Annotated in this window: 19 protein-coding genes; 11 read left to right on the forward strand and 8 right to left on the reverse strand. The window is 68.4% G+C overall.

Going from position 1 to position 26266, the window contains the following annotated elements; genetic code table 11:
- Positions 1-66 precede the first annotated feature (66 nt).
- Complete coding sequence (locus tag CY658_RS22880; RefSeq protein ID WP_101492353.1) at positions 67-1218, forward strand: ABC transporter substrate-binding protein; 1152 nt, start codon at positions 67-69, stop codon at positions 1216-1218.
- A gap of 145 nt (positions 1219-1363) precedes the next feature.
- Here CY658_RS22880 and CY658_RS22885 read toward each other — a convergent pair whose 3' ends face one another.
- The 5 genes from CY658_RS22885 to CY658_RS22905 all read right to left on the reverse strand — a co-directional run bounded on the left by CY658_RS22885 (position 1364) and on the right by CY658_RS22905 (position 10081).
- Positions 1364-1822, reverse strand: coding sequence for a RidA family protein (locus CY658_RS22885; protein ID WP_101492354.1), 459 nt, complete (start codon positions 1820-1822; stop codon positions 1364-1366).
- Entirely contained in the window at positions 1819-2805 is a 987-nt protein-coding gene (locus CY658_RS22890; RefSeq protein ID WP_101492355.1) for a transglutaminase family protein, read from the reverse strand. Before CY658_RS22890 ends, CY658_RS22885 begins: the two co-directional genes overlap by 4 nt.
- 16 nt (positions 2806-2821) lie before the next feature.
- A complete protein-coding gene (locus CY658_RS22895) occupies positions 2822-3643 on the reverse strand; it encodes a basic amino acid ABC transporter substrate-binding protein (protein WP_101492356.1) in 822 nt (273 codons plus the stop codon).
- Between the two features lie 40 nt (positions 3644-3683).
- Entirely contained in the window at positions 3684-6485 is a 2802-nt protein-coding gene (locus CY658_RS22900; protein ID WP_101492357.1) for a circularly permuted type 2 ATP-grasp protein, read from the reverse strand.
- A gap of 77 nt (positions 6486-6562) precedes the next feature.
- Complete coding sequence (locus tag CY658_RS22905) at positions 6563-10081, reverse strand: transglutaminase family protein (RefSeq protein WP_101492358.1); 3519 nt, start codon at positions 10079-10081, stop codon at positions 6563-6565.
- A 121-nt stretch (positions 10082-10202) separates the two neighbouring features.
- Between CY658_RS22905 and CY658_RS22910 the strand changes: the two genes are divergently transcribed.
- The 4 genes from CY658_RS22910 (at position 10203) to CY658_RS22925 (ending at position 15806) form a co-directional block, all read left to right on the forward strand.
- The gene (locus CY658_RS22910; RefSeq protein WP_101492359.1) at positions 10203-12671 is read left to right on the forward strand and encodes a DNA internalization-related competence protein ComEC/Rec2; all 2469 of its coding nucleotides are present in this window, start codon (positions 10203-10205) and stop codon (positions 12669-12671) included.
- A 98-nt stretch (positions 12672-12769) separates the two neighbouring features.
- Positions 12770-14266 (forward strand): circularly permuted type 2 ATP-grasp protein, encoded by a 1497-nt coding sequence (locus CY658_RS22915; protein ID WP_101492360.1) that lies wholly within the window; start codon positions 12770-12772, stop codon positions 14264-14266.
- Between the two features lie 11 nt (positions 14267-14277).
- The gene (locus tag CY658_RS22920; protein ID WP_101492361.1) at positions 14278-15234 is read left to right on the forward strand and encodes an alpha-E domain-containing protein; all 957 of its coding nucleotides are present in this window, start codon (positions 14278-14280) and stop codon (positions 15232-15234) included.
- 167 nt (positions 15235-15401) lie between these two features.
- Positions 15402-15806, forward strand: a complete 405-nt coding sequence (locus CY658_RS22925) for a 2OG-Fe(II) oxygenase (protein WP_101492419.1) — start codon at positions 15402-15404, stop codon at positions 15804-15806.
- 37 nt (positions 15807-15843) lie between these two features.
- Here the strand turns inward: CY658_RS22925 and CY658_RS22930 are convergent, their stop codons facing one another.
- Positions 15844-17505, reverse strand: a complete 1662-nt coding sequence (locus tag CY658_RS22930) for a sulfatase-like hydrolase/transferase (protein WP_101492362.1) — start codon at positions 17503-17505, stop codon at positions 15844-15846.
- A 199-nt stretch (positions 17506-17704) separates the two neighbouring features.
- On the opposite strand from CY658_RS22930, the gene CY658_RS22935 reads away from it, so the two are divergent.
- Positions 17705-18169 (forward strand): SH3 domain-containing protein, encoded by a 465-nt coding sequence (locus CY658_RS22935; protein ID WP_101492363.1) that lies wholly within the window; start codon positions 17705-17707, stop codon positions 18167-18169.
- Between the two features lie 157 nt (positions 18170-18326).
- On the opposite strand, the gene glpK is transcribed toward CY658_RS22935, so the two are convergent.
- Positions 18327-19823 (reverse strand): glycerol kinase GlpK, encoded by a 1497-nt coding sequence (gene glpK, locus CY658_RS22940; RefSeq protein WP_101492364.1) that lies wholly within the window; start codon positions 19821-19823, stop codon positions 18327-18329.
- Positions 19824-19842: 19 nt separating this feature from the next.
- Positions 19843-20613, reverse strand: coding sequence for a DeoR/GlpR family DNA-binding transcription regulator (locus CY658_RS22945; protein ID WP_101492365.1), 771 nt, complete (start codon positions 20611-20613; stop codon positions 19843-19845).
- A 122-nt stretch (positions 20614-20735) separates the two neighbouring features.
- On the opposite strand from CY658_RS22945, the gene glpD reads away from it, so the two are divergent.
- The 5 genes from glpD to CY658_RS22970 are packed head-to-tail and all read left to right on the forward strand — an operon-like array spanning position 20736 to position 26254.
- Positions 20736-22412, forward strand: coding sequence for a glycerol-3-phosphate dehydrogenase (glpD, locus tag CY658_RS22950; RefSeq protein ID WP_101492366.1), 1677 nt, complete (start codon positions 20736-20738; stop codon positions 22410-22412).
- Positions 22412-23485 (forward strand): ABC transporter ATP-binding protein, encoded by a 1074-nt coding sequence (locus CY658_RS22955; RefSeq protein ID WP_101492367.1) that lies wholly within the window; start codon positions 22412-22414, stop codon positions 23483-23485. The genes glpD and CY658_RS22955 overlap by 1 nt, the downstream gene beginning before the upstream one ends.
- A gap of 2 nt (positions 23486-23487) precedes the next feature.
- Positions 23488-24558 carry an ABC transporter ATP-binding protein gene (locus CY658_RS22960; RefSeq protein ID WP_101492368.1) on the forward strand — a complete coding sequence of 357 codons (1071 nt, stop codon included), beginning with the start codon at positions 23488-23490 and terminating at the stop codon, positions 24556-24558.
- Positions 24555-25445, forward strand: a complete 891-nt coding sequence (locus CY658_RS22965; RefSeq protein WP_062476737.1) for a carbohydrate ABC transporter permease — start codon at positions 24555-24557, stop codon at positions 25443-25445. Before CY658_RS22960 ends, CY658_RS22965 begins: the two co-directional genes overlap by 4 nt.
- Entirely contained in the window at positions 25442-26254 is an 813-nt protein-coding gene (locus CY658_RS22970; RefSeq protein WP_101492369.1) for a carbohydrate ABC transporter permease, read from the forward strand. Before CY658_RS22965 ends, CY658_RS22970 begins: the two co-directional genes overlap by 4 nt.
- Positions 26255-26266: the final 12 nt, after the last annotated feature.

Raw genomic sequence — 26266 nt, forward strand, 5'->3', positions numbered from 1 at the left:
AATGTCCGATGGCCGCGGCGTGCGGTGCGCCGCCAAGATCGGGGCCCGCCTGCTTCAGGCTGCCCCATGGCCGGCGACACCGGCAAGGACGACACCACGATGGTCTACCGCTGGCTTGCGTTTCTGGGTCTTCTCTTCCTCGGCCTGCCGGGCCGCGCCGACGAGATCGTGGTGGGACAGTCGCTGCCGCTGAGCGGGCCGCTCGGCGAGGCCGGGCGCAACGTGAAGGACGGCATCGACGCCTACCTCGCCCGCGTGCAGCGCGACGGCCTGCTCGGGCGGCACAAGCTGGTGTGGCGCGCGCTGGACGACGGCTACTCGGTGGAGCGCCACACGCAGAACATCCGGCAACTCGTGGTGCAGGACAAGGTCGATGCGCTGGGCCTGTCGGCCGGCACTTCGCACATCGATGCGGCCTACCCGACGATGCGCGAGGCGGGCACGCCGCTGATCGGTGCGATGACGGGGGCCTCGTCGCTGCACGGCGCGCAGCGTGCGCTCATCTACCACCTGCGCGCGAGCTACGCGGACGAGGTGCGTCAACTGGTCGCGCAGGCCGTGTCGGTGCGGCAGCGGCGCGCGTTCGCGGTCTGGCAAGACGACGGGCTGGGGCGCGATGCGTTCGCGGCGTTGGAGACCGCGCTGCGCGGCGCGGGCATCGAACTCGTGGGGCAGCAGGGCGTGGCGCTGGCGCAGATGGACGGCGCCGCGCTGGCCGCGAGCGTGCGTGCGGCGAAGCCCGATGCGCTGTTCGCGCTGTGCGTGACGCCGTGTGGGGTGAAGCTGCTGTCGGGGCTGGCGGCGGAGAGTGGCATCACACGGCCGACGCCGTACATGCTCTCGATCGTCAATGGCGAGGCGCTCGCGAAGAGCGTGGGGCCGGCGGCGCGCGGCACCGTGATCTCGCAGGTCATGCCCAACCCGCGCCTGGCAACGTCGCCGCTGGTGCAGCGCTACCAGCAGGACATGCGCAGCCACATGGGCCGCGACGAGTTCAGCTACTTCTCGCTGGAAGGGTACGTGGTGGCGATGGTGACGGTGGAAGCGGCGCGCACCGCGCTGGCCGCCTCACCACGCCGTTCGATGCAGGACGCCATGAAGCTGATGCTTCGGCGTGAGATCGAGGGGATTCCGGTGTCGGGGGGTGACGACCCGGGAGTGCGTCCGCATCCAGTGACGCTCTCAATGATTGGCAACGGAGGACGGCTCATCCACTGAAGGCGCGAATAAACCTACTGCGCGTCCCGATCTCGCATCTGCGGTCCTCACCGTACGGGTGTACGGTTCCGGTCCTCGATGCGACCTCGGGCCGCTCGCTACGGTTTCTTCACGCCTTCAGAGACCGAGCCGCCCGAAAGAAAGATCAGCTGATCTCGGCGATCAGGTCGATCTCGACGCAGGCGCCCATCGGGACTTGCGCCACGCCGAAGGCGCTGCGTGCATGCGCGCCCTTTTCGGCGCCGAAGACTTCGGCGAAGAACTCGCTCGCGCCGTTGGTCACCAGGTGCTGCTCGGTGAAGGTGCCGACCGAGTTCACGAGGCTCATCAGCTTGACGATGCGCTTGATCTTGTTGAGGTCGCCCACGGCGGCGTGCAGCGTGCCGAGCAGGTCGATGGCGATGGCGCGTGCGGCCAGCTTGCCTTCTTCGGTGGTGATGTTGGCGCCGAGCTGGCCCACCCACGGCTTGCCGTCCTTCTTGGCGATGTGGCCCGAGAGGAACACGAGATTGCCGGTCTGCACGAAGGGCAGGTAGGCGGCCGCGGGGACGGCGACCGGGGGCAGGGTGATGCCGAGGCTGGAAAGCTTGTCGTAAACGCTCATGGAGACTCCTGATCTGGGGATAACGGTGACAGGTGTGATTGTGTCTGCGTTTGCGCCGGCGATTGCGGCAACGCGATCACTTCCCCCACGGGTTGCACGGTCACGCCGACATGCAGCGTGTGGCGCGCACCGCCATGCAGTACGCCGCGCATCGGCGAGACGTCGGAGTAGTCGCGCCCGATGGCGAGCGTGACGTAGTCCTCGCCGGGCTGGCGGCCGTTGGTGGGGTCGAAGTCGGCCCAGTCGCCGACGCTCTCGGGGCCTTCGCCCTCGCCGGGCAAATACACCGACACCCACGCATGCGAGGCGTCGGCGCCCACCAGGCGCGGCTGGCCCGGCGGCGGTTGCGTGAGCAGGTAGCCGCTCACGTAGCGCGCCGGCAAGCCCATGGCGCGAAAGCACGCGATGAGGATGTGGGCAAAGTCCTGGCACACGCCCTTGCGCTGCGCCAACGCTTCGACGGCGGGGGTGTTGATCTCAGTGCTGTCGGCGTCGTAGGCGAAGTCGCGGTACATGCGCTCGGTGAGGTCCATCGCCACGTCGAAGGTGGGACGCTCGGCTACGAAGCTGGCGCGCGCGTAGGCCACGAAGTCGTCGTGGCGCGGCACGTACGGCGAGGGAAAGACGAACTCCGAGGCGGGGTCGAAGGGCGCGTCCTTGCGAAAGCGGAAGCGCTCGCGTACGGTCTCCCAGGGCAGCTCGCGCGCCACGGCGGGCGAGAGCACGGGCTCCGACGTTTTCACGACGCTCTCGGCCGTGACGATGAGGTGATCGTGCGTGGCCTCGAGCGCAAAGAAGGCGCGCGTGTTGCCGTACAGGTCGGGCACTTCGGTGTGCTGCGCGGGTGCGGGGTCGATCGTGAGCTGGTGGCTCACGAGCTCCTGCGACGCGGTGGCCAGCGGGCGCAGGTGCGCCAGGTGCTGCGCCGTCTCGACCGCCGGCGCGTACGCGTAGCGCGTTTCGTGGGTGACGTGCAGCAGCATCGCGCGGGCCCGTTGCTTACTTCGATTCGGCGCCGAAGTGCGAGGCGTAGATCTTGGCGTAGGTGCCGTCGGCCTTGATGTCGGCCAGGCCCTTGTCGATCTTCGCGAGCAACTCGGCGTTGCCCTTCTTCACGGCGATGCCGTACTGCTCGGCCGAGAAGCCGGCGTCGCTCACCGTCTTGAAGCCGCCGCCCGGGTTGTTGGCCAGGTAGTGCGCGACCACGCCGTTGTCCGCCACCACGGCCTGCACGCCGCCGGCTTCGAGTTCCTTGAGCGCCAGCGGCGTCGACTCGAAGCGCTTGATGTCGGTGCTCGACTTGCCGAGCAGCTTGCCCACCACCTCATCGCCGGTGGTGCCGTTCTGCACGCCGACCTTGAGCTTCTTGATGTCGTCGAACTGCGCGACCGTCGAATCGCTCTTCACGGCGATGAGCTGGCGGGCCTCGAAGTAGGGCTGCGAGAAGTCCATCGTCTGGCGGCGCTCGGGCGTGATCGTGATGGCCGACACCAGCAGGTCGCGGTCGCCCAGGTCGAGCGTGTTGAAGATGCCTTCCCACGGCGTGTTGACGAACTTCACTTCGATGCCGGCCTTCTGCGCGACGGCCTTCACCACGTCGATGTCGAAGCCCACGACCTCGCCCTTTTCGTTCTGCGATTCGAAGGGCGTGTAGGCCGCGTCGGTGCCGACGACCAGCACGCGCGGTGCGGCAGCGGGCGGCGGCGTGGAAGCGGCCGCGGGCGTGGCGGATTCCTGCTTGCCGCAACCGGCGAGCGCGAGGCCGACCAGCAGGCTGGCGGCGGTCAGTGTGAGACGGCGGTTGAGGGCGATGCCTGACATGGAAATGCCTCCTTCGAAATATCGTTGTCTAGTTATGAGATCAGGCCCCGACGGAACGCAGCGATTCCGAGGTGAGCGTGAAGTAGCGCGTGCCGATGGCGTCCGACACGTGGTACGCCGCCGTCTCGCAGGTGGCGAGCAGCTGCACCAGCGCGGGGTAGTCGGCGCCGGGGCCGGCTGCGCACAGGTGTTCGAGCGTCCAGGTGGCCGGGTCGGGCAGTTCGTACGACAGGGCAGTGAGCTTGCCCGGTGCGCTGCCTGCGAGCCGCGCGATGCGCCCGCGCAGCGTCTGCGTGACCCAGGCCAGCGAGCGCGGGTTCTCGGCATCGAGCACCAGAAGGTCGACCAGCGTGGCGACGTCGCGGCGCTGCTGGTAGCGCGCATGGAAGGTGATGGTGCTGTCGAACAGTGCCACCATGGCCTCGAAGCCGCTCACCTCGTGCACCGCGCCGTTGGCAAAGCCGGCCTCGAGCGCGCTCGACAAGAAGGCCAGCCGCTCGATGTGGCGGCCGATCGACAGCAGCCGCCACGCGTCGTCGCGCGTCATGCGGTCGGTCTGCGCGCCGGTCATGGCTGCCAATGCGGTGCTGGCGGATTCGAGTGCGCGCAGCGCGGCGCCGGCCGCAAAGCTGCCTTCGCCGGCCTGTTCGGCCGCGCGCCGCAGGAAGTCGCTTTCGGCGCGCACGATCTGGTTCCAGTTGTCCTGCGACAGCCGTTCGCGCACGGCCGCCGCGGCCTGCCGGATGCTGCGCAGGCTGTAGCCCACGCTGCCGCCTTCGTCGACGTCGCCCAGCTCGGCGATGAGTGCGCGTTCGAACACGCGGCGCGAATGCGTCGCCCGCGTGGTGTCTTGTGATGGCGCGCTGCCCGGCGCCTCGGCCGGCACCAGCGAATTGCGCACCGCCATGCGGTGCAGCCATTCGAGCAGCGGGCGCGACGACTGGTCTTCGCTGCCCAGCAGGTTGAGCGTGAGCCGCGCGAGTCGCACCGCGTTCTCGGCGCGCTCGGTGTAGCGGCCGAGCCAGAACATGTTCTCGGCCGCGCGGCTGGTGACCGGCGCGCGATGCCGCGCGAGCGAGGCCGGCGTGGCGTGCGGTTGCAGCAGCGTGGTGCGGTCGACCTCGCCGTGCGTCTGCACCCAGACGTCGGCACTGCTGCCGCCGCGCTGCATGGAGGCGATCTGCGCGTCGGGGCCCGCGAGGCGCGCGAGCCCGCCGGGCAGCACGCGCCACGACTGCGGGCCGTCGCTCACCGCGAACACGCGCAGCATCAGCGCGCGCGGTGCGATGTGGCCGGGGCCGAGGTCACTGGCCCAGGTCGGCATCTGCGACAGCGGCAGGTAGCCCTGCACCGTGTGGACGTCGCCTTCGCGCACGATGCGGCCGGCCCATTCGTCGAGTTCGCGGCGGCCGAGCTGGCTGCCGAGCACCGCGTCGAAGCTGGCGCGCCCCTCGAAACCGGGGTAGGTCGGCTTGATGGCGCTCTCGCCGAGCTGCGGCAGCACGGCCTCGAGCGAGGCGCGTTCGCCGCACCACCAGGTCGGCAGTGCCGGCAGCTTGAGCTTCTCGCCGATGAGCCGCAGCGCCAGCCCCGGCAGGAAGCCCAGCAGCGCGGGCGACTCAAGAAAGGCCGAGCCCGGCATGTTGGCCACCAGCAGGTTGCCCGCGCGGATCGCCTGCAGCAGGCCCGGCACGCCGAGCGTGGAGTCGGGGCGCAGCTCCAGCGGGTCGAGGAACTGGTCGTCGAGCCGCTTGATGAGGCCGTGCACGGGGCGCAGGCCCTGCAGCGTTTTCAGGTACACGCGCTGGTCGCGCACCGTGAGGTCGCTGCCCTCGACCAGCGTGAGGCCGAGGTAGCGCGCCAGGTAGGCGTGCTCGAAGTAGGTTTCGTTGTACGGGCCGGGCGTGAGCAGCGCGATGTGCGGCGGCGAGCCCGACGGGCACATGCGCTGCAGGCCTTCCATCATGGCGCTGTAGGTGGCGGCCAGCCGCTGCACGTGCAGCGCCTCGAAGGCCTGCGGAAACTGCCGCGTGATCGCGAGGCGGTTCTCCAGCAGGTAGCCCAGGCCCGAAGGCGCCTGCGTGCGCTGCGACACCACCCACCAGTTGCCATCGGGGCCGCGCGCGAGGTCGAAGGCGGCAATGTGCAGCCAGGTGTCGCCCGCGGGCTTCACGCCGTGCAGCGCGCGCAGGTAGCCCGGATGGCCGCGCACCAGCGCCGGCGGCAACAGGCCCTCGGCCAGCAACTGCTGCGGGCCGTAGGCATCGGCCATCACGCGGTCGAGCACGCGCACGCGCTGCTGCACACCGTCCTCGATCTGCGCCCAGCTCTCGGGCGAGACGATCAGCGGGAACAGGTCGAGCGACCACGGCCGCTGCGGCCCATTGGCGTCGGCGTACACGTTGTAGGTGACGCCGTTGTCACGGATCTGCCGCTCGAGGCTGACCGCGCGGCGGGGCAGGTCATTGAAGCCACCGGGGCCGAGCTGTTCGAAGAAGGCGTTCCAGGCGGGGGTGAGGGGGGGCTGGTCGCTGGAAGAAGAGGGTTCCGGTCCCTGGGACTGGGATTGGGAGGACGAGGGGGACTGGGACTGGGACTGGGACTGGGACTGCGATTGCGATTGCGACGGAGCCGGTCGCTCCCCCGCGGTGTCGTACAGCAGCGGTGCCGCGGCGGGCGCCGGGGCCGCGCCCGGCAGGGGCCGCGAGGGCACCGCAGGCGTCGCCTGCCCGCGCAATTCATCGAAATGCCCAGGCAGCGCCGCCGGCGCGAGCGAAGACGCCAGCGCCGCCGGATGCTCCGGGGCCTGGGCGTCGAACAGGGATTCGTTCAGGGGTTCCACAGGGGGGAGATTGTCACATCACCGTCACTGGGGTCGATCCGGCGATGCGACAGGGTTCCCCTGAGCCCTCGGGCCGGTCAGCGCCGCAAGTCCAGCGTGAACGGAAACTCCCGGCTGCCCGGCAGGTCGATGGTGGCCGGTGGCGTGCGCAGCAGGCCCGGCGTGTGGCCCATGCGGGTGAAGCGCGAGTGGCGACGGCTTTCGGCCTCGTAGGCGTTGACCGGGAAGGTGTCGTAGTTGAGCCCGCCCGGGTGGGCGACGAAGTACTGGCAGCCGCCCAGCGAGCGCTTCATCCAGGTGTCGACGAGGTCGAAGGTCAGCGGTGCGTGGGCCGGGATGCTCGGGTGCAGCGCCGAGGGCGGGTTCCACGCCTTGTAGCGCACACCGGCCACGAACTCGCCGGTGACGCCGGTGGGCTGCAGCGGCAGCACCTTGCCGTTGACGGTGACGACGTGGCGGCTTTCGTTCAGGCCGGTCACGCGCACCTCGATGCGCTCCAGCGACGAATCGACATAGCGCACCGTGCCGCCGGCCGAGCCTTCCTCGCCCATCACGTGCCACGGTTCGAGCGCGTTGCGCAGCGACAGCTCCACGCCCATCGACTGCATCTGGCCCACGAGCGGGAAGCGGAACTCGAAGTGCGGCGCGAACCAGTCGGCATCGAACGCAAAGCCGGCCTGGCGCATCTCGCTGATGACGTCGTCGAAATCCATCTTGACGAAGGTCGGCAGCAGGAAGCGGTCGTGCAGCTCGGTGCCCCAGCGGGTGACGGGCGCCTCGTAGGGCGCGTCCCAGAAGCGCGCCACGAGGGCGCGAATGAGCAGCTGCTGCGCGATGCTCATGCGCGCATGCGGCGGCATCTCGAACGCGCGCAGTTCCAGCAGGCCCAGGCGGCCGGTGCTGGAGTCGGGCGAGTAGAGCTTGTCGATGCAGAACTCGCTGCGGTGCGTGTTGCCCGACACGTCGATCAGGATGTTGCGCAGCGTGCGGTCGACCAGCCACGCGGGCATGTTCTGGCCGTAGATTTCGCGGTTCTTTGCGATTTCTTTCAGCGCAATTTCGAGCTCGTAGACCTGGTCGTTGCGCGCTTCGTCGACGCGCGGCGCCTGGCTCGTCGGGCCGATGAACATGCCCGAGAACAGGTAGCTCAGCGACGGGTGGTTGTGCCAGTACAGCAGCAGGCTGGCCAGCAGCTCGGGCCGGCGCAGGAAGGGGCTGTCGGCGGGCGTGGCGCCGCCCATCACGAAGTGGTTGCCACCGCCGGTGCCGGTATGGCGGCCATCGGTCATGAACTTCTCGGCCGACAGGCGGGTTTCGAACGCGGCGTTGTAGAGAAACTCGGTGTGGTCGACGAGTTCCTTCCAGTTGTGGGCCGGGTGGATGTTGACTTCGATCACGCCCGGGTCGGGCGTCACGGCCAGCATCTTCAGGCGCGGGTCGCGCGGCGGCGGATAGCCCTCCATCACGATGCGCACGCCGAGCTGTTTCGCGGTGGCTTCGATGGCGGCGACGAGGTCGAGGTAGTCCTCCAGGCGCGCGAGCGGCGGCATGAAGACGTAGAGCACGCCCGAGGCGCTGCCTTTCTTCTCGGCCGCGGGGCCGTTGGCACGGCGCGGGTCGCGCACCTCGACGCACAGCGCGGTGCGCGTGACCCAGTGGGCGGATTCGCCGCGCAGTGGCTGGCGCGTGGCGGGTGTGGCGGAGGCACTGGCGGCATCAGCGGCTGCTACTGCTGCCGCATCGCCCTTCGCCGCATCGCCGGGGCTCTGCATGCGCAGCGACGCGGCCACCACGGGCGGCGTGCCGAAGGTGTAGGGCACGTCGCCCAGTTCGGCACCGGCCGCCGTCGTGGCGGTGGCGTAGCGCGCGCGGTAGTCGGACGCGCTCGGCAAGGCGCCGCGCGGCGCGGTCGGGTCGCGCTCGATGAGGTAGGGGTAGTCGCCCTTGCTGGCCCACGGCTGCGAGTCGAGCGGCAGGCGGTAGCCCATGGGCGAGTCGCCCGGGATCAGGAACAGGCGGTCGTCGCGCAGGAACCAGGGGCCGGTCTTCCAGCCGGGGCCGGCGAGCGCGGGCGTGTCGATGTTCGCGTTGCCGGGTTCGATGGGCAGCATGTAGCCGATGACGGCGTCGAGCTTCTGCGTGAAGACGCGGCGCAGGCGCACGCGTTCAAGTTCGTCGTCGAGCTTGGAGTCGAAGGGGTCGACGTTCACCGGCAGGCGACGCTCACGCCAGAGGTAGTAGTAGGTGTCTTCGTAGCCGGGCTGCATGTAGCGCTCGGTGAGGCCCAGCTTGTGCGCCAGCACGGTGGTGAAGCGGCGCGCGTCTTCGCTTGTGTAGTGCGTGGGCACGCGCTCGTCGGCGAACAGCTCGGGGTCGTGCCACAGCGTCTGGCCGTCGGCGCGCCAGAAGATCGACAGCGCCCAGCGCGGCAGCTGCTCGCCCGGGTACCACTTGCCCTGGCCGAAATGCAGGAAGCCGCCCTGGCCGTACTCTGCGCGCAGCTTGTGCACGAGCTCGGTGGCGTAGCCGCGCTTGGTGGGGCCGAGCGCGTCGGTGTTCCATTCGGGCGCGTCGCGGTCGCTGGTGGCCACGTAGGTGGGCTCACCGCCCATCGTGAGGCGCACGTCGCCAGCCACGAGGCGCGCATCGACGGCGTCGCCGAGCGCGAGCACCTCGGCCCATTGTTCTTCGGTGTAGGGCTTGGTGACGCGTGGCGATTCGTAGATGCGCGTGACCTTCATCTCGTGGCTGAACTCGACCTCGGATTCGTCGACGCCGCCCTCGATGGGCGCGGCGCTCGACGGCGAGGGCGTGCAGGCCAGCGGAATGTGGCCTTCACCGGCCATGAGGCCCGAGGTGGCGTCGAGGCCGATCCAGCCGGCGCCCGGCAGGAACACCTCGCACCAGGCGTGCAGGTCGGTGAAGTCGACCGTGGTGCCGCTCGGGCCGTCGAGCGCCTTCACGTCGGGCGTGAGCTGGATCAGGTAGCCCGAGACGAAACGCGCGGCCAGGCCCATGTGGCGCAGCAGCTGCACCAGCAGCCAGCCCGAGTCGCGGCACGAGCCGCTGCCGTTGGTGAGCGTTTCTTCCGGCGTCTGCACGCCGGGCTCCATGCGGATGAGGTAGTTGACGTCCTGCTGCACCTGCTGGTTGATGCCAACCAGGAAGTCGATGGTGCGCTGCTCCTTGCGATCGACCTTGTCGAGGTAGGCCTCCAGCAGCGGCGTGACCGGGTCGGCCACGAGGTAGGGCGCCAGCTCTTCGGCTTGCGAGGCCGTGTACTTGAACGGGAAGTTCTCGGCCTGCGGCTCGAGAAAGAAGTCGAAGGGGTTGTAGACCGCCATCTCGACCACGAGGTCGACCGTGACCTTGAACTCGCGCGTTTTCTCGGGAAACACGAGCCGCGCCTGGTAGTTGGCGAACGGGTCTTGCATCCAGTTGACGAAGTGCTCAGCCGGTTCGACCCGCAGCGAATACGAGATCACATTGCTGCGGCAATGGGGCGCGGGGCGCAGTCGCACGACTTGCGGGCCCAACTGCACCAGGCGGTCGTATGTGTAGTGGGTGACGTGGTGGAGTGCGGCGTGAATGGACATGCGTAGGGGCGTGCAGTGCAGCGAGGTTGCATCGAAAAGATGTCTCTGGTGAGACGCATACTAGCCCAGTTGCCAAGCAATTAACGCGCCATCGAGCGTGGATTGGGGGAGGGTTTGCATCATGGTTTCAGAGGTGTCTGGAGGTCGGTCGCGGCGTGCGTCCGGCGTGGTGGCGGGTGGGTCGGGGGCCTTCGTTGCGCTCGGCGGCACGCTGCTCGGCGCGGCCTTGCAGCTGCGCCAGCCGCAGCTGTGGGAGGCCGGCGTTTACGTTGCGTTGCTGCTCGTGGGGCTCGGCGGCGGATGGCTGCTGTGGCGGTGGCGCGGGCGTCGGCTGATCGTGCTGGTGCTGTCGCTGGCCTGCGGCGCGATGGCCGGTGCGGGTCTGGCCGGATGGCGTGCGACGGCCTATGCGGATGGGGCGCTGAGTCCGCAGCTCGAAGGGCGCGACCTGCGGCTCACGGGCGTGGTCTCTCAGATGCCGCAGCACAGCGAGATCGGAACGCGCTTCCGTTTCGATGTGGAGGCCGCGCAATGGGCCGAGGCTTCGCGCGGCGCTGCGCCGCCGAAGGTGCCCTCACGCATCGCGCTCGCCTGGTACGGCGAACACAGCGGCGTGTGGGAGCAACCCGCCGAGCGGCGTGCGTCCACGGCGCGCAGCGTGGGCGAGGTGCACGCCGGTCAGCGCTGGCAACTGACCGTGCGCCTGCGCGCGCCGCACGGCAACCTCAATCCGCACGGCTTCGACAGCGAGCTGTGGGCGTGGGAGCAGGGCGTGCATGCCCAGGGCCATGTGCGGGCCGGGGCACGCGACCTCGCGCCGCGACTGCTGGGCACCACGTGGCTACACCCGATCGAGCGGGCACGTGAGGCCGTGCGCGATGACGTCTTCGCGCGCGTGGACGACCGGCGGCAGGCCGGCGTGATCGCCGCGCTGGTCACGGGCGACCAAGGCGCCATCGACCGCGCCGACTGGGATGTGTTCCGTGCCACCGGCGTGGCGCACCTGATGTCGATCTCGGGCCTGCACATCACGCTGTTCGCATGGTTCGCGGCGCATGTCGTGGGCGCGCTCTGGCGACGCAGCAGCCGGCTCATGCTGTGGCTGCCCGCGCAGCAAGCTGCCCTCGCGGGTGGTGTGCTGCTGGCCGCGCTCTATGCGCTCTTCAGTGGATGGGGTGTGCCCTCGCAGCGCACGGTCTGGATGCTCGCGGCCGTGGCGCTGCTGCGCCTGACCGGCAGGCGCTGGCCGTGGCCGTATGTCTGGCTGCTGACGGCAGCGGTCGTGGTGGCCGCCGACCCATGGGCGCTGCTGCAGGCCGGCTTCTGGCTCAGCTTCGTGGCGGTGGCGGTGCTGTTCGCCTCGGCAACGGCCGTGCCGGGCGAGGGCAGGGTGGGGGCGCTCACGCGGCTGCGCCGCTTCTTCCGCGAGCAATGGACCATCACGCTGGCGCTCGCGCCGCTGAGCCTTCTGCTGTTCCAGCAGGTGTCCGCGGTCGGGCTCGTGGCCAATGCGATCGCGATCCCGTGGGTGACGCTGGTGATCACGCCACTGGCGATGCTCGGCGTGGCGGTGCCGCCGCTGTGGGACGTGGCGGCCGGCGCCGTGAAGCTGTTCGCCCTGTTGCTGCAAGCGTTCGCGGGCTTGCCGTTCGCCACGCTGTCGATGGCCGCACCGCCGCCGTGGCTGGCTGCGGGCGGCGTGGCGGGTGGCGTGCTGCTGGCGATGCGCCTGCCGTGGTCGATGCGCACCCTCGGCCTGCCGCTGTTGTTGCCGGTGCTGCTGTGGCAGCCGGTGCGGCCCGCCGTGGGCGAGTTCGACCTGCTCGCCGCCGACATCGGGCAGGGCAACGCGGTCCTCGTGCGCACCGCCACGCACAGCCTGCTGTACGACACCGGGCCGCGCTACGGGCTCGACAGCGACGCGGGTCACCGCGTGCTCGTGCCCCTGCTGCGCGCCCGCGGCGAACGGCTCGACACGCTGCTGCTGAGCCACCGCGACATCGATCACACGGGCGGTGCGCCCGCCGTGCTCGCCACGCAGCCGCAGGCCGCGCTGCTGAGTTCCATCGAGGCCGGGCATCCGCTGCAGGCGCTGCGCCCCGCGCGCCGCTGCGAGGCCGGGCAGCGCTGGACCTGGGACGGCGTCGATTTCGAGCTGCTGTTTCCCTATGCCACCGACTACCGCAGCTTCACGCGGCCCAATGCCGTGTCGTGCGTGCTGCGCATCGGCAACGGCCGCGCCACGGCGTTGTTGGCCGGTGACATCGAGCGGCTGCAGGAGGCCGCGCTGGTGTCGCGAACCCCCGGGCTGCAGGCCGACGTGCTGCTGGTGCCGCACCATGGCAGCAAGACGTCGTCGAGCGAGGCCTTCCTTGACGCGGTCCAACCGCGCATCGCGCTGGTCCAGGCCGGCTACCGCAGCCGCTTCGGCCACCCGGCGCCCGAGGTGGTGGCGCGCTACGTCGAACGCGGCGTGCAGGTGATCGACAGCCCGCGCTGCGGCGCCGCGCACTGGGCGAGCCCGCGGCCGGCCGAGGTGACGTGTGAACGCGCGCATGATCTGCGCTACTGGCGCCACCGGATGCCCTGAAGGACCGAAACGCCAAATGCCCTCGCATTGCGTTCAAACCTAGGGCTTCTACTGGCCTTGAACTTGCTAAGCTATGGCTCAAGGAGATTGGTCGTTCCATGCACAAATTCGACGAGATGTATGAGCAGCTCCCCTATGCGGGCGCTGCAATCCGGCAACACTACAAACGCTACGACCAATGGCTTGCGAAGCAACCCGGTGAGGTGATGCGATCGCGGCGTGAAGAGGCGGAGATGATTTTCCGCCGGGTCGGCATCACCTTCGCGGTGTATGGCGCCAAGGACGAGGACGGCTCCGGCACCGAGCGGTTGATCCCGTTCGACCTGCTGCCCCGGATCATTCCCTCCCACGAGTGGGAGAGCATGGAAAAGGGGCTGGTGCAACGTGTCACGGCGCTCAACCGCTTCCTGTACGACGTGTACCACGACCAGGACATCATCAAGGCCGGCATCATTCCGGCCGAGCAGATCCTGAACAACGCCCAGTTCCGCCCCGAGATGATGGGTGTGAACGTGCCGCACAACGTCTACTCGAACATCTCGGGCATCGACATCGTGCGCGCCCCCGATGCCCAAGGCAACGGCGAGTACTACGTGCTCGAAGACAACCTGCGCGTGCCCAGCGGCGTGAGCTACATGCTCGAAAACCGCAAGATGATGATGCGGCTCTTCCCCGAGCTGTTCAACCAGAACCGCATCGCGCCGGTCGCCCACTACCCCGACCTGCTGCTCGAAACGCTGCGCGCCAGCGCACCGCCGGCCACGGCCGAGCCCACGGTGGTGGTGCTCACGCCCGGCATGTACAACAGCGCCTACTTCGAGCACGCCTTCCTGGCCCAGCAGATGGGCGTGGAACTGGTCGAAGGGCAAGACCTGTTCGTGAAGGACGACTTCGTCTACATGCGCACCACGCGCGGCCCGTTGCGGGTTGACGTGATCTACCGCCGTGTCGACGACGACTTTCTCGACCCCGACGTGTTCCGCCCGACCTCCACGCTCGGCACGGCCGGCCTCATGCGCGCCTACCGCGCGGGCAATGTCGTCATCTGCAATGCCGTGGGCACCGGCGTGGCCGACGACAAGTCGATCTACCCGTACGTGCCGAAGATGATCGAGTTCTACCTCGGCGAGAAGCCGATCCTGAAGAACGTGCCGACCTACATGTGCCGCAACAAGGACGAGCTGCAGTACACGCTCGACAACATGAAGGACCTGGTCGTCAAGGAGGTGCATGGCGCCGGCGGCTACGGCATGCTCATCGGCCCGGCCGCCACGCAGGCCGAGATCGAAGACTTCAAGAAGGCCGTCATCGCCAAGCCCGACGGCTACATCGCCCAGCCCACGCTGAGCCTGTCGACCTCGCCGACCTTCGTCGACGCCGGCATCGCGCCGCGCCACATCGACCTGCGTCCCTTCGTGCTCTCGGGCAGCGAGGTGCAGATGGTGCCCGGCGGCCTCACGCGCGTGGCGCTCAAGGAGGGGTCGCTGGTGGTCAACTCGTCGCAGGGCGGTGGCACCAAGGACACCTGGATTCTCGAAGCGGACCGCACGGCCAAGCCGAAGGCGGCCACGCAGTCGCAAAGCCAATCGCAGTAGGAGCACAAACGATGCTGTCCCGCACCGCAGACCACCTCTACTGGATGTCGCGCTACACCGAGCGTGCCGAAAACACGGCGCGCATGCTCGACGTCAACTACCAGACCTCGCTGCTGCCGCAGTCGGCCGAGGTCGCCAAGTACGGCTGGCAGGGCGTGCTGTCCATCAGCGAGCTGCTGCCGCTGTACAACGACAAGTACGACCACATCGCGCCGAATGAGGTCATGGAGTTCATGGTCAAGGACGAGAGCAATCCGTCGTCGATCGTCTCCTGCCTGAAGGCCGCCCGCGAGAACGCCCGTGCCGTGCGCGGTGCGCTCACCACCGAGGCCTGGGAAACGCAGAACACCACCTGGCTCGAAGTGAACCGCATGCTGCGCGCTGGCGATTTCGAGCGCGACCCGGGGCAGTTCTTTGAGTGGGTCAAGTTCCGCTCGCACCTGTCGCGCGGCGTCACGCTGGGCACCATGCTCCAAGATGAGGCGTTCTACTTCTCGCGCCTAGGCACCTTTTTGGAGCGTGCCGACAACACGGCACGCCTGGTCGACGTGAAGTTCCACGCGCTCAACAGCGAGTTCTTCGGTGCCGCCACCGAGGAAGACCAGGAGTACGACTTCTATCACTGGAGCGCGATCCTGCGCAGCGTCTCGGCCTTCGAGGTGTACCGCAAGGTGTACCGCGACGTGATCAAGCCCGAGCGCGTGGCCGAGCTGCTCATTCTTCGCGCCGACATGCCGCGCTCGCTGCACGCGAGCCTGGTCGAGGTGGTCAGCAACCTCGCGAAGGTGCAGAACGAGCAGAGCGCCGAAACGCAACGCCGTGCAGGCAAGCTGCTGGCCGACCTGCAGTACGCGCGGGTCGATGAGATTCTGGCGACCGGGTTGCATGCGTACCTCACGCAGTTCCTTGATCGCGTGAATGAGCTGGGCGGGCGCATCAGCCAGGACTTCCTGGTGCCGGCGCACTGAGCGAACGGATCGCGACGCCTGTGCCGATGAGGGTGATAGCCCATTCGCCACGGGCCTTTTCCATCGAGGGCTTTCTCGCACCCGAAGAGTGCGAGCAGTTGATTTCGCTGGCCGAGCGTGAAGGTTTCGCCTCGGCCGGCGTTCGTACCGCGGACGGACCGAAGGCCATGCCTGCCATTCGCAACAACGAACGCGCGATGCTGCCCTCGCCGGAGTGGGTCGAACTGCTGTGGGCGCGGTTGGGGCAGGTCGCATTGCCTGAGGTCGCCGGGCAGGTGCCCCAGGGCCTGCCGAAGGACTTGCGCTTCTACAAATATTCGCCCGGCCAGCGCTTCAAGATGCACAAGGATGGGCCGTGGCATGAAGACGGGCTGACGAGCCAGCTCACGCTGCTGGTCTACCTGAACGACGGCTTCACAGGCGGCGACACCGACTTCCGCGAATTCCGCGTCAAGCCGGAAGTCGGCGCGGCCCTGCTGTTCATCCACGACACGTGGCACGAAGGCGCCGCCATCGAGTCCGGAACCAAGTACGTGCTGCGCTCCGATGTGATGTACGGCAACGCCGTTTGAGCGCGCTGCACCGCAGGCTGTCGGCTGCCTCGGCGTCCTAGCGGGAGAACGACTCCACCACCACCGGAATCTCCGGCGCCTGCCACTGGTAGGCATCACCCAGCACATTGCGCTCCGCCTTCTGCCCGCTCCAGCGAATGCCCAGCAGGTCCATCAAGCTCCAGCCCGCCCAGTCCGCGCGAAAGGGCTGTTGCGCAGCGACGCCGGTGGGCAATGCCTCGCGGTTGCGCCAGACGACGGCCGGGATGCGGTAGCCCGAGGCGGTCGCGGGGCTGTGGCCTGCGCGGTCGCTGCCGTGGCCGACTTCCTGGCCGTGGTCCGACAGGTACATCCAGGCGCGGTAGTCGTCCGGCTTGCCCGTGCTGCGGGTCTGCTGCAGCAGCTCCGACACCACGAAGTCGTGGTACAGCAGCGCGGCGTCGTACTGCTGGCGGAAGTGCCGCACCCAAGCTGAGCGGCCGTTCTTCACGAGGCCGGTTTCGATCGCATCGACGTTGTCGTCGAAAGGGTTGGCGTTCTCTGGAAAGCGCAGGCTGTAATGCGGGTGCGCGCCCATCAGGTGGACCACGATGAGCTTGCGCTCGGTGCTGGTGTCGTCCAGCGCTTCCTGCACGCAGTCGAGGATCTCGCCGTCGAGCGAGGCGCTGGCGCGGCCCGGCGTGCGGTTCACCATGTCGACCACGTCGGCATAGCGTGCGTGCTCCTGCTCGATGGCCAGGTCGTCGTGGTTGCTGATCCACCAGACCTTGTAGCCGGCGGCGCGGGCCAGGGCGAGCAGGTGGGGCGGGTTCCCGGCGTCCTCGTTGTTCCCGCTGTTTCCGTTGGCGGGCTGGCCGAAATGGAACATGTTGCGCAGCGCGGGCAGGGTGCTTGCGTCCACTGACCACGCGTTCTGCAGCACGGCCATGCGATCGCCTTCTTGCGCCTTGTGCGCCTGCAGGCGCGGCGTGGTCGGGCGGCCGTAGCCGTACAGGCCCATGTTGTCGCGGTTGATGCTGTCGGTGATGACGAGCACGACTGTCGACGGCCCCTCGCGCGAGAACACCGGGGCGATCTGCCGGGCCTGGGCCATCTGTGCATCGCGGGTTTTTTCCTGGCCGGCCCAGGCGGCGCGCTGATCCTGCAGCGACTGCGACCACTGGGTCCAGAAGACGACCGGGTGCAGCCGGCGCCAGGGTTTGCTCACATAGGCCACGCAGGCCGCGAGCAGGATCAGGAGCAGCAGCGAGCGCACCCAGAACGGCCGCCGCGCACGCGGCGCCGTGGCACCGCGCCGCGCGAACAGTCCCGCCACCACGCCCGCCGCCGTGAGCGCGGCCGACCAGACGACGGCGGAGCGCCAGTGCATGCGGAGGTACTCGACGCTTTCGCGTGCGTTGGTGTTGGCGGCCGCGCCCAGCACCATGGCGCTGTCGGGTGCGGCCTGGTAGGTGTCGAGCAGGTAAGCGCGCACCACGGCGTCGAGCCCGAAGCCCATGACCCAGAGCCACACGAGCGCCGTGCGCCAGCGCCGCAGGCGCGCGCTGTGCAGCGGCCACAGCAGCCAGAGCACGGGCGGGGCGGCGAGCACCGCGAGCTGAGCGATGCGGCGGCCGTCGTGGCCCAGCGCGATGAGCGCCAGCAGCGTGGCGCCGACCACGCCGCAGGCCAGCAGGGCGCTGGCGGTGGGACGCGGGGCGTCGATGTGAGGATGTGTCAAACGCGGCGTTGGGGGGAGTCGAAGGCGGCCGAATTCTGCCCCGCACCCTGCGGCAACGCGTTCAGTGTCCCGACCCTCGCGGGGTCTTTGGGACACGTCTCAGGGATATCCCCGCGGAACTTATTCCCGCCCAGCGTCCCAGAGGGGCTTCGCCCGGCGTTTGCCGGACCCGTGTCTTCTTGAAAGGAACCCTCGCCCCATGGCCCGATTCAGCCGCCGACTGCCCGCGCTCCTGCTCGCATTCTTTTTCTCGTGGATGGTGCTGCCGTCCGCCTTTGCCGCGCAGCCGCAGATGGTCAGTGTCGCGGTCAAGACGCTGAACATGCGCACCGCCCCCAGCCAGCGCGCCGAGGCGCACTGGACGGTGAGCCGGGGTTATCCGCTGCGCGTGATCGGCCGCAAGGGCGACTGGCTGCGGGTCACCGACTTCGAGAACGACAAGGCCTGGGTCTTCCGTTCGATGACGAGCAAGACGCCGCACCATGTCGTGAAGGCGAAGACCGCGCAACTGCGTCGCGCACCCGGCGCGCGCAGCCCGGTCGTGAAGCGGGCCGTGTACGGCGACGTGCTGCGCACCCTCGAGCGCCGCGGCGACTGGGTGAAGGTGCGCCACGAAGGCGGCACCACCGGCTGGGTGCTGAAGCGCTCCCTCTGGGGCTGGTAAGCGCGCGTCAGCCACCGACCCCGTTGCTAACAGCTGCTAGAAACTAGCGCGATTCCTTCGTGGGACACCGCGAAACCGGCTTCGCCGGGCCGCAGGTGTCGCCCCCGGTAGGGGGTTGGCGAAGCGACACGAAGTGCGCGCAGCCTGGGGGCGAGCCTCAAGTGCTCGTGGCCTGGCGCACTGCGCGCTCCCAGCGCGCCATCGATTCCTCGGCCTGCGCACGGCCCATGGTCGGCATGAAGCGGCGCTCGATCTTCCACAGCTTCGAGAGCTGGCGCGCGTCGGTGTAGACGCCGGTCGACAGCCCCGCGAGGTAGGCCGCGCCCAGCGCAGTGGTCTCGATCACCTCGGGCCGCACCACCGGAATGCCCAGCAGGTCGGCCTGGAACTGCATCAGCAGGTCGTTGACGCTCGCGCCGCCGTCCACGCGCAGCTCGGCCACGGGCTTGCCGCCCGCGGCCACGGCATCGCGGCTCATGGCCTGCAGCAGCGCGGCACTTTGATAAGCGATGCTTTCGAGCGCGGCGCGCGCGATGTGCGCGACCGTGGTGCCGCGCGTGAGGCCGGTGATCGTGCCGCGCGCGTCCGCATCCCAGTAGGGCGCGCCCAGGCCGGTGAAGGCCGGCACCATCATCACGCCGCCCGCATCGGGCACGCTCTCGGCGAGCGACTGCACTTCGGCGCTGCCCTTGATGGCCTTGAGGCCGTCGCGCAGCCACTGCACCACGGCGCCGCCGACGAACACGCTGCCTTCCATGGCGTACTGCGGCGTCGCGTCGGTCTGCGCGGCGCTCGTCACGAGCAGGCCGTTCTGCGAGGGCTGGAAGGCCGCGCCTGTGTGCATCAGCAGGAAGCAGCCGGTGCCGTAGGTGTTCTTGGCCATGCCGGCCTCGAAACAGGCCTGGCCGAAGAGGGCGCTCTGCTGGTCGCCGGCCACGCCGCCGATGGGCAGCGTGTGGCCGAGCAGCGCGGCATCGGTGTCGGCAAAGTGCGAGCTCGACGGCTGCACCTTCGGCAGCAGCGCGGCGGGGATCTTCAGCGCGGAGAGCAGGTCGGCGTCCCATTCGTTGGTGTGCACGTTGAACAGCATGGTGCGCGAGGCGTTGCTCACGTCGGTCACGTGCACCTTGCCGCCGGTGAGCTGCCACATGAGCCAGCTGTCGACAGTGCCGAAGGCCAGTTCGCCGCGTTCAGCCTGCGCGCGCGCGCCGGGCACGTGGTCCAGCAGCCAGCGCAGCTTGGTGCCCGAGAAGTACGCGTCGATCACGAGGCCGGTCTTGTCGCGGATGGTGTCCGTCATGCCTTCGTCGCGCAGCTGCGCGCACAGCGGTTCGGCGCGGCGGTCCTGCCAGACGATGGCGTGGTGCACGGGCTGGCCGGTGGCGCGGTTCCACAGCACGGTGGTCTCGCGCTGGTTGGTGATGCCGATGGCGTGGATGTCGGTGGGCTGCAGCTTGGCCTTGGCCAGCACCTCGCGCGCGGTGGCGAGCTGGCTGCGCCAGATTTCCATCGGGTCGTGCTCGACCCAGCCCGGCTGCGGGTAGATCTGCGTGAGTTCCTTTTGCGCGATGGCGACGATGCGGCCTTCGCGGTCGAACACGATGCTGCGCGAGCTGGAGGTGCCCTGGTCGAGGGCGAGCAGGTAGGTGGTCATTCGGTGGATGTTTCTGGGGTCAGAGGTCGCGCGCGATTTCCAGCCGCACCTGCGCGGCATGCAGCAGGTCGGGAAACGGCGGCGGCGGCGCGGCGTCGGTGAACAGGCGGTCGATCTGCGAGAGCGTGCCCAGCTCGATCATCGCCGGCCGGTTGAACTTGCTCGCGTCGGCCGCCAGCCACACCTCGCGTGCCTGGGCAATGATGGTCTGCGCGACCTTCACCTCGCGCAGGTCGAAGTCGCGCAGCGAGCCGTCGGCCTCGATGCTCGACACGCCGATGAGCGCGATGTCGACCTTGAACTGGCGGATGAAGTCGATGGTGGCCTCGCCCACCACGGCGCGGTCGCGCGGGCGCACCGAGCCGCCGGCCACGATCACCTCGCAGGCCGTGTTGCCGCTCAGGATGGTCGCGACGTTCAGGTTGTTGGTGATCACGCGCAGGCCCGTGTGGCGCATCAGCGCCTTGGCGATGGCCTCGGTGGTGGTGCCGATGTTGAGGATCAGCGAGCAGTCGTTGGGCACCAGCTCGGCCACGCGGCGCGCGATGCGCGCTTTGCCGTCGGCGTTGAGCGTTTCGCGCTGTTGGTAGCCGATGTTCTCGGTGGTCGAACTCGGCACGCGCACGCCGCCGTGGAAACGCGTCAGCAAGCCCGCATCGGCCAGCCGCTGCACGTCGCGGCGCACGGTCTGCAGCGTCACGCCCAGCATGTCGGCGAGCTGTTCGACGGTGACGGAGCCGCGCGCGCGCACGGTGTCGAGAAGATTGATCTGGCGCGGATTGGAGTTCACAGAGACGTCGTGGAAAGCGGAAAGACTGGGGTCGAGGGTACAGGCCGCGTCACTTTAAAACGAAAGAAAACGAATCTGAGTAAGGGAAAACTCGGAGGAAAATCGCGCCAAAAGGAATCCAAATGAAAAAACTCGAAAATACAATCTCGGCCTTTGCTGACAAAAGTCACGAACCTACGGACCCCCAGCCTGTGACCGATTTCTCTTCTCCAGCGGCCGCGCCGGCCACCGAATGCGATGTGCTGATCGTCGGCGGCGGCATCAACGGGTGCGGCATTGCGCGCGACCTGGCCGGCCGGGGCTGGCGCGTGGTGTTGTGCGAGAAGGACGACCTGGCCTCGCACACCTCTTCTTCTTCGACCAAGCTGATCCACGGCGGGCTGCGCTACCTGGAGTACTACGAGTTCTCGCTGGTGCGCAAGGCGCTGCAGGAGCGCGAAGTGTTGCTCAAGAGCGCGCCGCACATCATGTGGCCGCTGCGCTTCGTGATGCCGCACGACCCGTCGATGCGCCCGGCCTGGATGATCCGCATCGGCCTGTTCATGTACGACCACCTCGCCAAGCGCGAGGTGCTGCCGCCGTCGCGCGGCATCGACCTGCGCCAGCACGCGGCCGGCGCGCCGCTCAAGGCGCAGTACAAGCGCGGCTTCGTGTACTCGGACGGCTGGGTCGACGATGCGCGGCTGGTGGTGCTCAACGCCATCGATGCGCGCTCGAAGGGCGCCGAGGTGCTCACGCGCACGCGCTGCATCCATGCGCAACGCGGCGCCGACGGCTGGGTCGCCACGCTCGAAGGCCCCGACGGCGCGCACCGCACCGTGCGCGCACGCGCCGTGGTGAACGCGGCCGGCCCGTGGGCCGAGTCCTTCCTGCGCGGCGTGGCCCAGTCGGCGCGCGGCGAGGCGCTGGCCACCAAGAGCCTGCGGCTCGTGAAGGGCAGCCACATCATCGTGCCGCGCCTGTTCGACCACGACCACGCCTACATCTTCCAGAACCCCGACAAGCGGATCATCTTCGCCATTCCTTACCAGGGCGCGTTCACGCTGATCGGCACCACCGACATCGAGATCAGCGGCGACGATCCCGGCGGCGCGCGCATCGCGCAGGAAGAAATCGACTACCTCTGCACCCAGGCCAGCCGCTACTTCGACAAGGCCATCGTGCCGGCCGACGTGGTCTGGACCTACTCGGGCGTGCGCCCGCTGCTGGACGACGCCTCGGGCGACCCCTCGGCCGTTACGCGCGACTACCTGCTCGAGTCGAACACCACCGCCGCGCCGCTGCTGTCGGTGTGGGGCGGCAAGATCACCACCTTCCGCAAGCTGGCCGAAGATGCCGCCGACGAGGTCGGCAAGATGCTCGGCCAGTCGGGCGCGCAACGCCCGGCATGGACCGACGGCGCCTTCCTGGCCGGCGGCGACCTGTCGGCCTGGATCGGCGCGCCCAAGCGCCCCGACGACGACTTCGGCCGCTTCGTGACGGCCGTGCAGGCGAAGTACCCCTGGCTCGACGCCAAGGTCGCGCTGCGGCTGGCGCGCGGCTACGGCGCGCGCGTGGCCGAACTGGTCGGCGAGTCGCAGGCGCTGGCCGACATGGGCGCCGAGGTCGCGCCCGGCCTGTATGAGCGCGAGCTGCGCTTTTTGCAGGCGCGCGAATGGGCCGTGAGCTCGGACGACGTGCTCTGGCGCCGCACCAAGCTCGGCCTGCACTACACGCCCGCCGAGCGCGAGCAGGTGGCGATCTGGCTGCAGGCCCACGCGACGAACAACAACGACACCGTGGAAGTGGAGGTGAGCTGATGCAGCTGACTCTGGAGCGCGTCACCAAGAAGGTCGGCGCGCACACCTGGCTCTACGAGCAGAGCATTGCGCCCAAAAGCGGCGCGGTGACCGTGCTGCTCGGCGCCACGCAGGCCGGCAAGACCAGCCTGATGCGTCTCATGGCCGGGCTCGACACACCGAGCACCGGGCGTGTGCTGGTCGACGGCAAGGACGTCACCGGCACGCCGGTGCGCGAGCGCAACGTCGCGATGGTCTACCAGCAGTTCATCAACTACCCCTCGCTCAAGGTGTTCGACAACATCGCCTCGCCGCTGAAGCTGCGCGGCGAATCGAACATCGAGGCGCGCGTGAAGGCGCTGGCCGACAAGCTGCACATCGGCATGTTCCTCGACCGCCTGCCGGCCGAGCTGTCGGGCGGCCAGCAGCAGCGCGTGGCGCTGGCGCGTGCGCTCGCCAAGAACGCACCGCTCATGCTGCTCGACGAGCCGCTGGTCAACCTCGACTACAAGCTGCGCGAAGGCTTGCGCGAAGAACTCACGCAGCTCTTTGCCACCGGCGACTCGACCGTCATCTACGCCACCACCGAGCCCGGCGAAGCGCTGCTGCTCGGCGGCTACACGGCCGTGATGGATGCCGGCGAGCTGCTGCAGTACGGCCCGACCGCCGAGGTGTTCCATGCGCCGCAGTCGCTGCGCGTGGCACGCGCCTTCAGCGATCCGCCGATGAACCTGCTGGCGGGCACGGCCACCGCCGGCCAGGTGCAACTCGCAGGCGGGCCCGCACTCACGCTGGCCCTGCCTGAAAGCGTGTCGGGCCCCGTCACCGTCGGCCTGCGCGCGAGTGCCTTGAATGTGGGTGCAGGGGAGGGCGACATCGCCTTGTCCGGCAAGGTGGAGCTGGCCGAGATTTCGGGCTCCGACACCTTCGTGCACGTCGATACCGCGGTGGGCGAACTGGTGGCGCAGCTCACCGGTGTGCACCGCTTCGAGCTGGGCGCCGCGATCACGCTGTACTTCAGCGCGTCGCAGGCCTATGTGTTCGATGCCAGCGAAAAGCTGGCGCGCGCGCCGGCATGGCGCAAAGGAAGCTAGTCATGGCACGCATCGATCTCGACCTGGCCCACGCCTACCGCGCCAACCCCACGCAGGACAGCGACTACGCGCTGCTCCCGCTCAAGATGAGCTTCCGCGATGGCGGCGCGTATGCCCTGCTCGGCCCTTCGGGCTGCGGCAAGACGACCATGCTCAACATCATCTCGGGCCTGCTCGTGCCCTCGCAGGGCAGCGTGAGCTTCGACGGCCGCGACATGACGCGCGCCACGCCGCAGGAACGCAACATCGCGCAGGTGTTCCAGTTCCCGGTGATCTACGACACCATGACCGTGGCCGAGAACCTCGCGTTCCCGCTGCGCAACCGCAAGGTGCCCGAAGACCAGATCAAGAAGCGCGTCGGCGAAATCGCCGAAATGCTCGACATGAGCGGCCAGCTCAACCAGCGCGCCGCGGGCCTGGCGGCCGACGCCAAGCAGAAGATTTCGCTGGGCCGCGGGCTGGTGCGCAGCGACGTGTCGGCGGTGCTGTTCGACGAACCGCTCACCGTGATCGACCCGCACCTGAAGTGGCAGCTGCGCCGCAAGCTCAAGCAGATCCACCGCGAGCTCAAGCTCACGCTGATCTACGTGACGCACGACCAGGTCGAGGCGCTCACTTTCGCCGAAGAGGTGGTGGTCATGACGCGCGGCAAGGCCGTGCAGGTGGGCAGCGCCGAGGCGCTGTTCGAGCGGCCGGCCCACACCTTCGTCGGGCATTTCATCGGTTCGCCGGGCATGAACTTTTTGTCGGCCCACAGCGCCAACGGTGCGCTCGAAGTGGCGGGCACGCCGCTGGTGCCGACGCGCGAACTGCCGCCCGGCGCGCTCAAGATCGGCATCCGGCCCGAGTACCTGCGCCTGTCGAATGCGGGCGCCGCCGGCGCCGTGCCGGCTGTGGTGAAGCAGGTGCAGGACGTCGGCACGCACGCGATGTTGAGTGCGGAGGTCGGCGGTGGCGTGGTCAAGGTTCGCATGCACTCGGACGAACAGCCGCCGGCGGTGGGCGACACGGTGTGGCTGCGGGTGCTTGATACGCACACGTGCTACTACAAGGACGAGGAGCTGGTCGCATGAACCCAACCAACAAGCCGATCAACCAGAAGGCATGGTGGCTCGTGCTGCCCGTGCTGATCTGCGTGGCCTTCTCGGCCATCGTGCCGCTGATGACGGTGGTCAACTACTCCGTGCAGGACATCATCTCGCCCGACCGGCGCGTGTTCGTCGGCACCGAATGGTTTGCCGCCGTGATGCGCGACGACGAGCTGCACCAGGCGCTGTGGCGCCAGCTGGGCTTCTCGCTCTCGGTGCTGCTGGTGGAGATTCCGCTGGGCATCGCGCTCGCGCTGTCGATGCCGGCCACGGGCTGGAAGTCGTCGGCGGTGCTGGTGGTGGTGGCGCTGTCGCTGCTCATTCCGTGGAACGTGGTGGGCACCATCTGGCAGATCTACGGGCGCGCCGACATCGGCCTCCTGGGCCACGCGCTGCAGGTCATGGGCATCGAATACAACTACACCGGCAGCGCGACCGACGCGTGGCTCACGGTGCTGGTGATGGACGTGTGGCACTGGACGCCGCTGGTGGCCTTGCTCTGCTATGCGGGGCTGCGCTCGATTCCCGACGCCTACTACCAGGCCGCACGCATCGACGGCGCCAGCAAGTTCGCGGTGTTCCGCTACATCCAGCTGCCCAAGATGCGCGGCGTGCTGATGATTGCCGTGCTGCTGCGCTTCATGGACAGCTTCATGATCTACACCGAGCCCTTCGTGCTGACGGGCGGCGGGCCGGGCAACGCGACCACCTTCCTGAGCCAGTACCTCACGCAGAAGGCCGTGGGGCAGTTCGACCTGGGGCCGGCTGCAGCCTTCTCGCTGATCTATTTCCTGATCATCCTGTTGTTCTGCTTCGTGCTCTACAACTGGATGCAGCGGGTGGGTACGCAAGAAGTGGAGAAAGAACAATGAACGAGAAACGCTTCCACAAGCGCAGCATCTTTTTGCTGCTGTACATCCTGTTCGCGCTGTTGCCCATCTACTGGATGATCAACATGAGCTTCAAGACGAACGAGGAGATCGTGTCGAGCTTCTCGTTCTTTCCGCAGCAGCTCACCTGGGCCAACTACGCGCGCATCTTCACCGACGAGTCGTGGTACTCGGGCTACATCAACAGCCTGATCTACGTGGCGATCAACACGGTGATCTCGCTCACCGTGGCGCTGCCGGCAGCGTATGCGTTCTCGCGCTATTCGTTCCTGGGCGACAAGCACGTGTTCTTCTGGTTGCTCACGAACCGCATGACGCCGCCCGCGGTGTTTCTGCTGCCGTTCTTCCAGCTGTACAGCACGGTCGGGTTGATGGACACGCACCTGGGCGTGGCGCTGGCGCACCTGCTCTTCAACGTGCCGCTGGCGGTGTGGATTCTCGAAGGCTTCATGAGCGGCATTCCGCGTGAGATCGACGAGACGGCGTACATCGACGGCTACTCGTTCCCGCGATTCTTCCTCACCATCTTCCTGCCGCTCATCAAGGCCGGCGTGGGCGTGGCGGCGTTCTTCTGCTTCATGTTCAGCTGGGTCGAGCTGCTGCTGGCGCGCACGCTCACGAGCGTGAACGCCAAGCCCATCGTGGCGACGATGACGCGCACGGTGAGCGCCTCGGGCATGGACTGGGCGACGCTGGCCGCGGCGGGTGTGCTCACCATCGTGCCGGGCGCGATCGTGATCTGGTTTGTCCGCCACTACATCGCAAAAGGCTTTGCGATGGGCCGCGTCTAAGGAGACCAAGAC

This window comes from Variovorax sp. RO1, from assembly GCF_002849325.1.
GTDB lineage: Bacteria > Pseudomonadota > Gammaproteobacteria > Burkholderiales > Burkholderiaceae_C > Variovorax.

Excerpts from the sequence above, each read along its gene's own strand:
- CY658_RS22885 (WP_101492354.1), bottom strand. The coding sequence starts at position 1,822 with ATGAGCGTTTACGACAAGCTTTCCAGCCTCGGCATCACCCTGCCCCCG.
- CY658_RS22965 (WP_062476737.1), top strand. The coding sequence starts at position 24,555 with ATGAACCCAACCAACAAGCCGATCAACCAGAAGGCATGGTGGCTCGTG.
- CY658_RS22955 (WP_101492367.1), top strand. The coding sequence starts at position 22,412 with ATGCAGCTGACTCTGGAGCGCGTCACCAAGAAGGTCGGCGCGCACACC.
- CY658_RS22910 (WP_101492359.1), top strand. The coding sequence starts at position 10,203 with ATGGTTTCAGAGGTGTCTGGAGGTCGGTCGCGGCGTGCGTCCGGCGTG.
- CY658_RS22895 (WP_101492356.1), bottom strand. The coding sequence starts at position 3,643 with ATGTCAGGCATCGCCCTCAACCGCCGTCTCACACTGACCGCCGCCAGC.
- CY658_RS22960 (WP_101492368.1), top strand. The coding sequence starts at position 23,488 with ATGGCACGCATCGATCTCGACCTGGCCCACGCCTACCGCGCCAACCCC.
- glpD (WP_101492366.1), top strand. The coding sequence starts at position 20,736 with ATGAAAAAACTCGAAAATACAATCTCGGCCTTTGCTGACAAAAGTCAC.
- CY658_RS22935 (WP_101492363.1), top strand. The coding sequence starts at position 17,705 with ATGGCCCGATTCAGCCGCCGACTGCCCGCGCTCCTGCTCGCATTCTTT.
- CY658_RS22915 (WP_101492360.1), top strand. The coding sequence starts at position 12,770 with ATGCACAAATTCGACGAGATGTATGAGCAGCTCCCCTATGCGGGCGCT.
- CY658_RS22970 (WP_101492369.1), top strand. The coding sequence starts at position 25,442 with ATGAACGAGAAACGCTTCCACAAGCGCAGCATCTTTTTGCTGCTGTAC.
- glpK (WP_101492364.1), bottom strand. The coding sequence starts at position 19,823 with ATGACCACCTACCTGCTCGCCCTCGACCAGGGCACCTCCAGCTCGCGC.
- CY658_RS22905 (WP_101492358.1), bottom strand. The coding sequence starts at position 10,081 with ATGTCCATTCACGCCGCACTCCACCACGTCACCCACTACACATACGAC.
- CY658_RS22925 (WP_101492419.1), top strand. The coding sequence starts at position 15,402 with ATGCCTGCCATTCGCAACAACGAACGCGCGATGCTGCCCTCGCCGGAG.
- CY658_RS22890 (WP_101492355.1), bottom strand. The coding sequence starts at position 2,805 with ATGCTGCTGCACGTCACCCACGAAACGCGCTACGCGTACGCGCCGGCG.
- CY658_RS22880 (WP_101492353.1), top strand. The coding sequence starts at position 67 with ATGGCCGGCGACACCGGCAAGGACGACACCACGATGGTCTACCGCTGG.
- CY658_RS22920 (WP_101492361.1), top strand. The coding sequence starts at position 14,278 with ATGCTGTCCCGCACCGCAGACCACCTCTACTGGATGTCGCGCTACACC.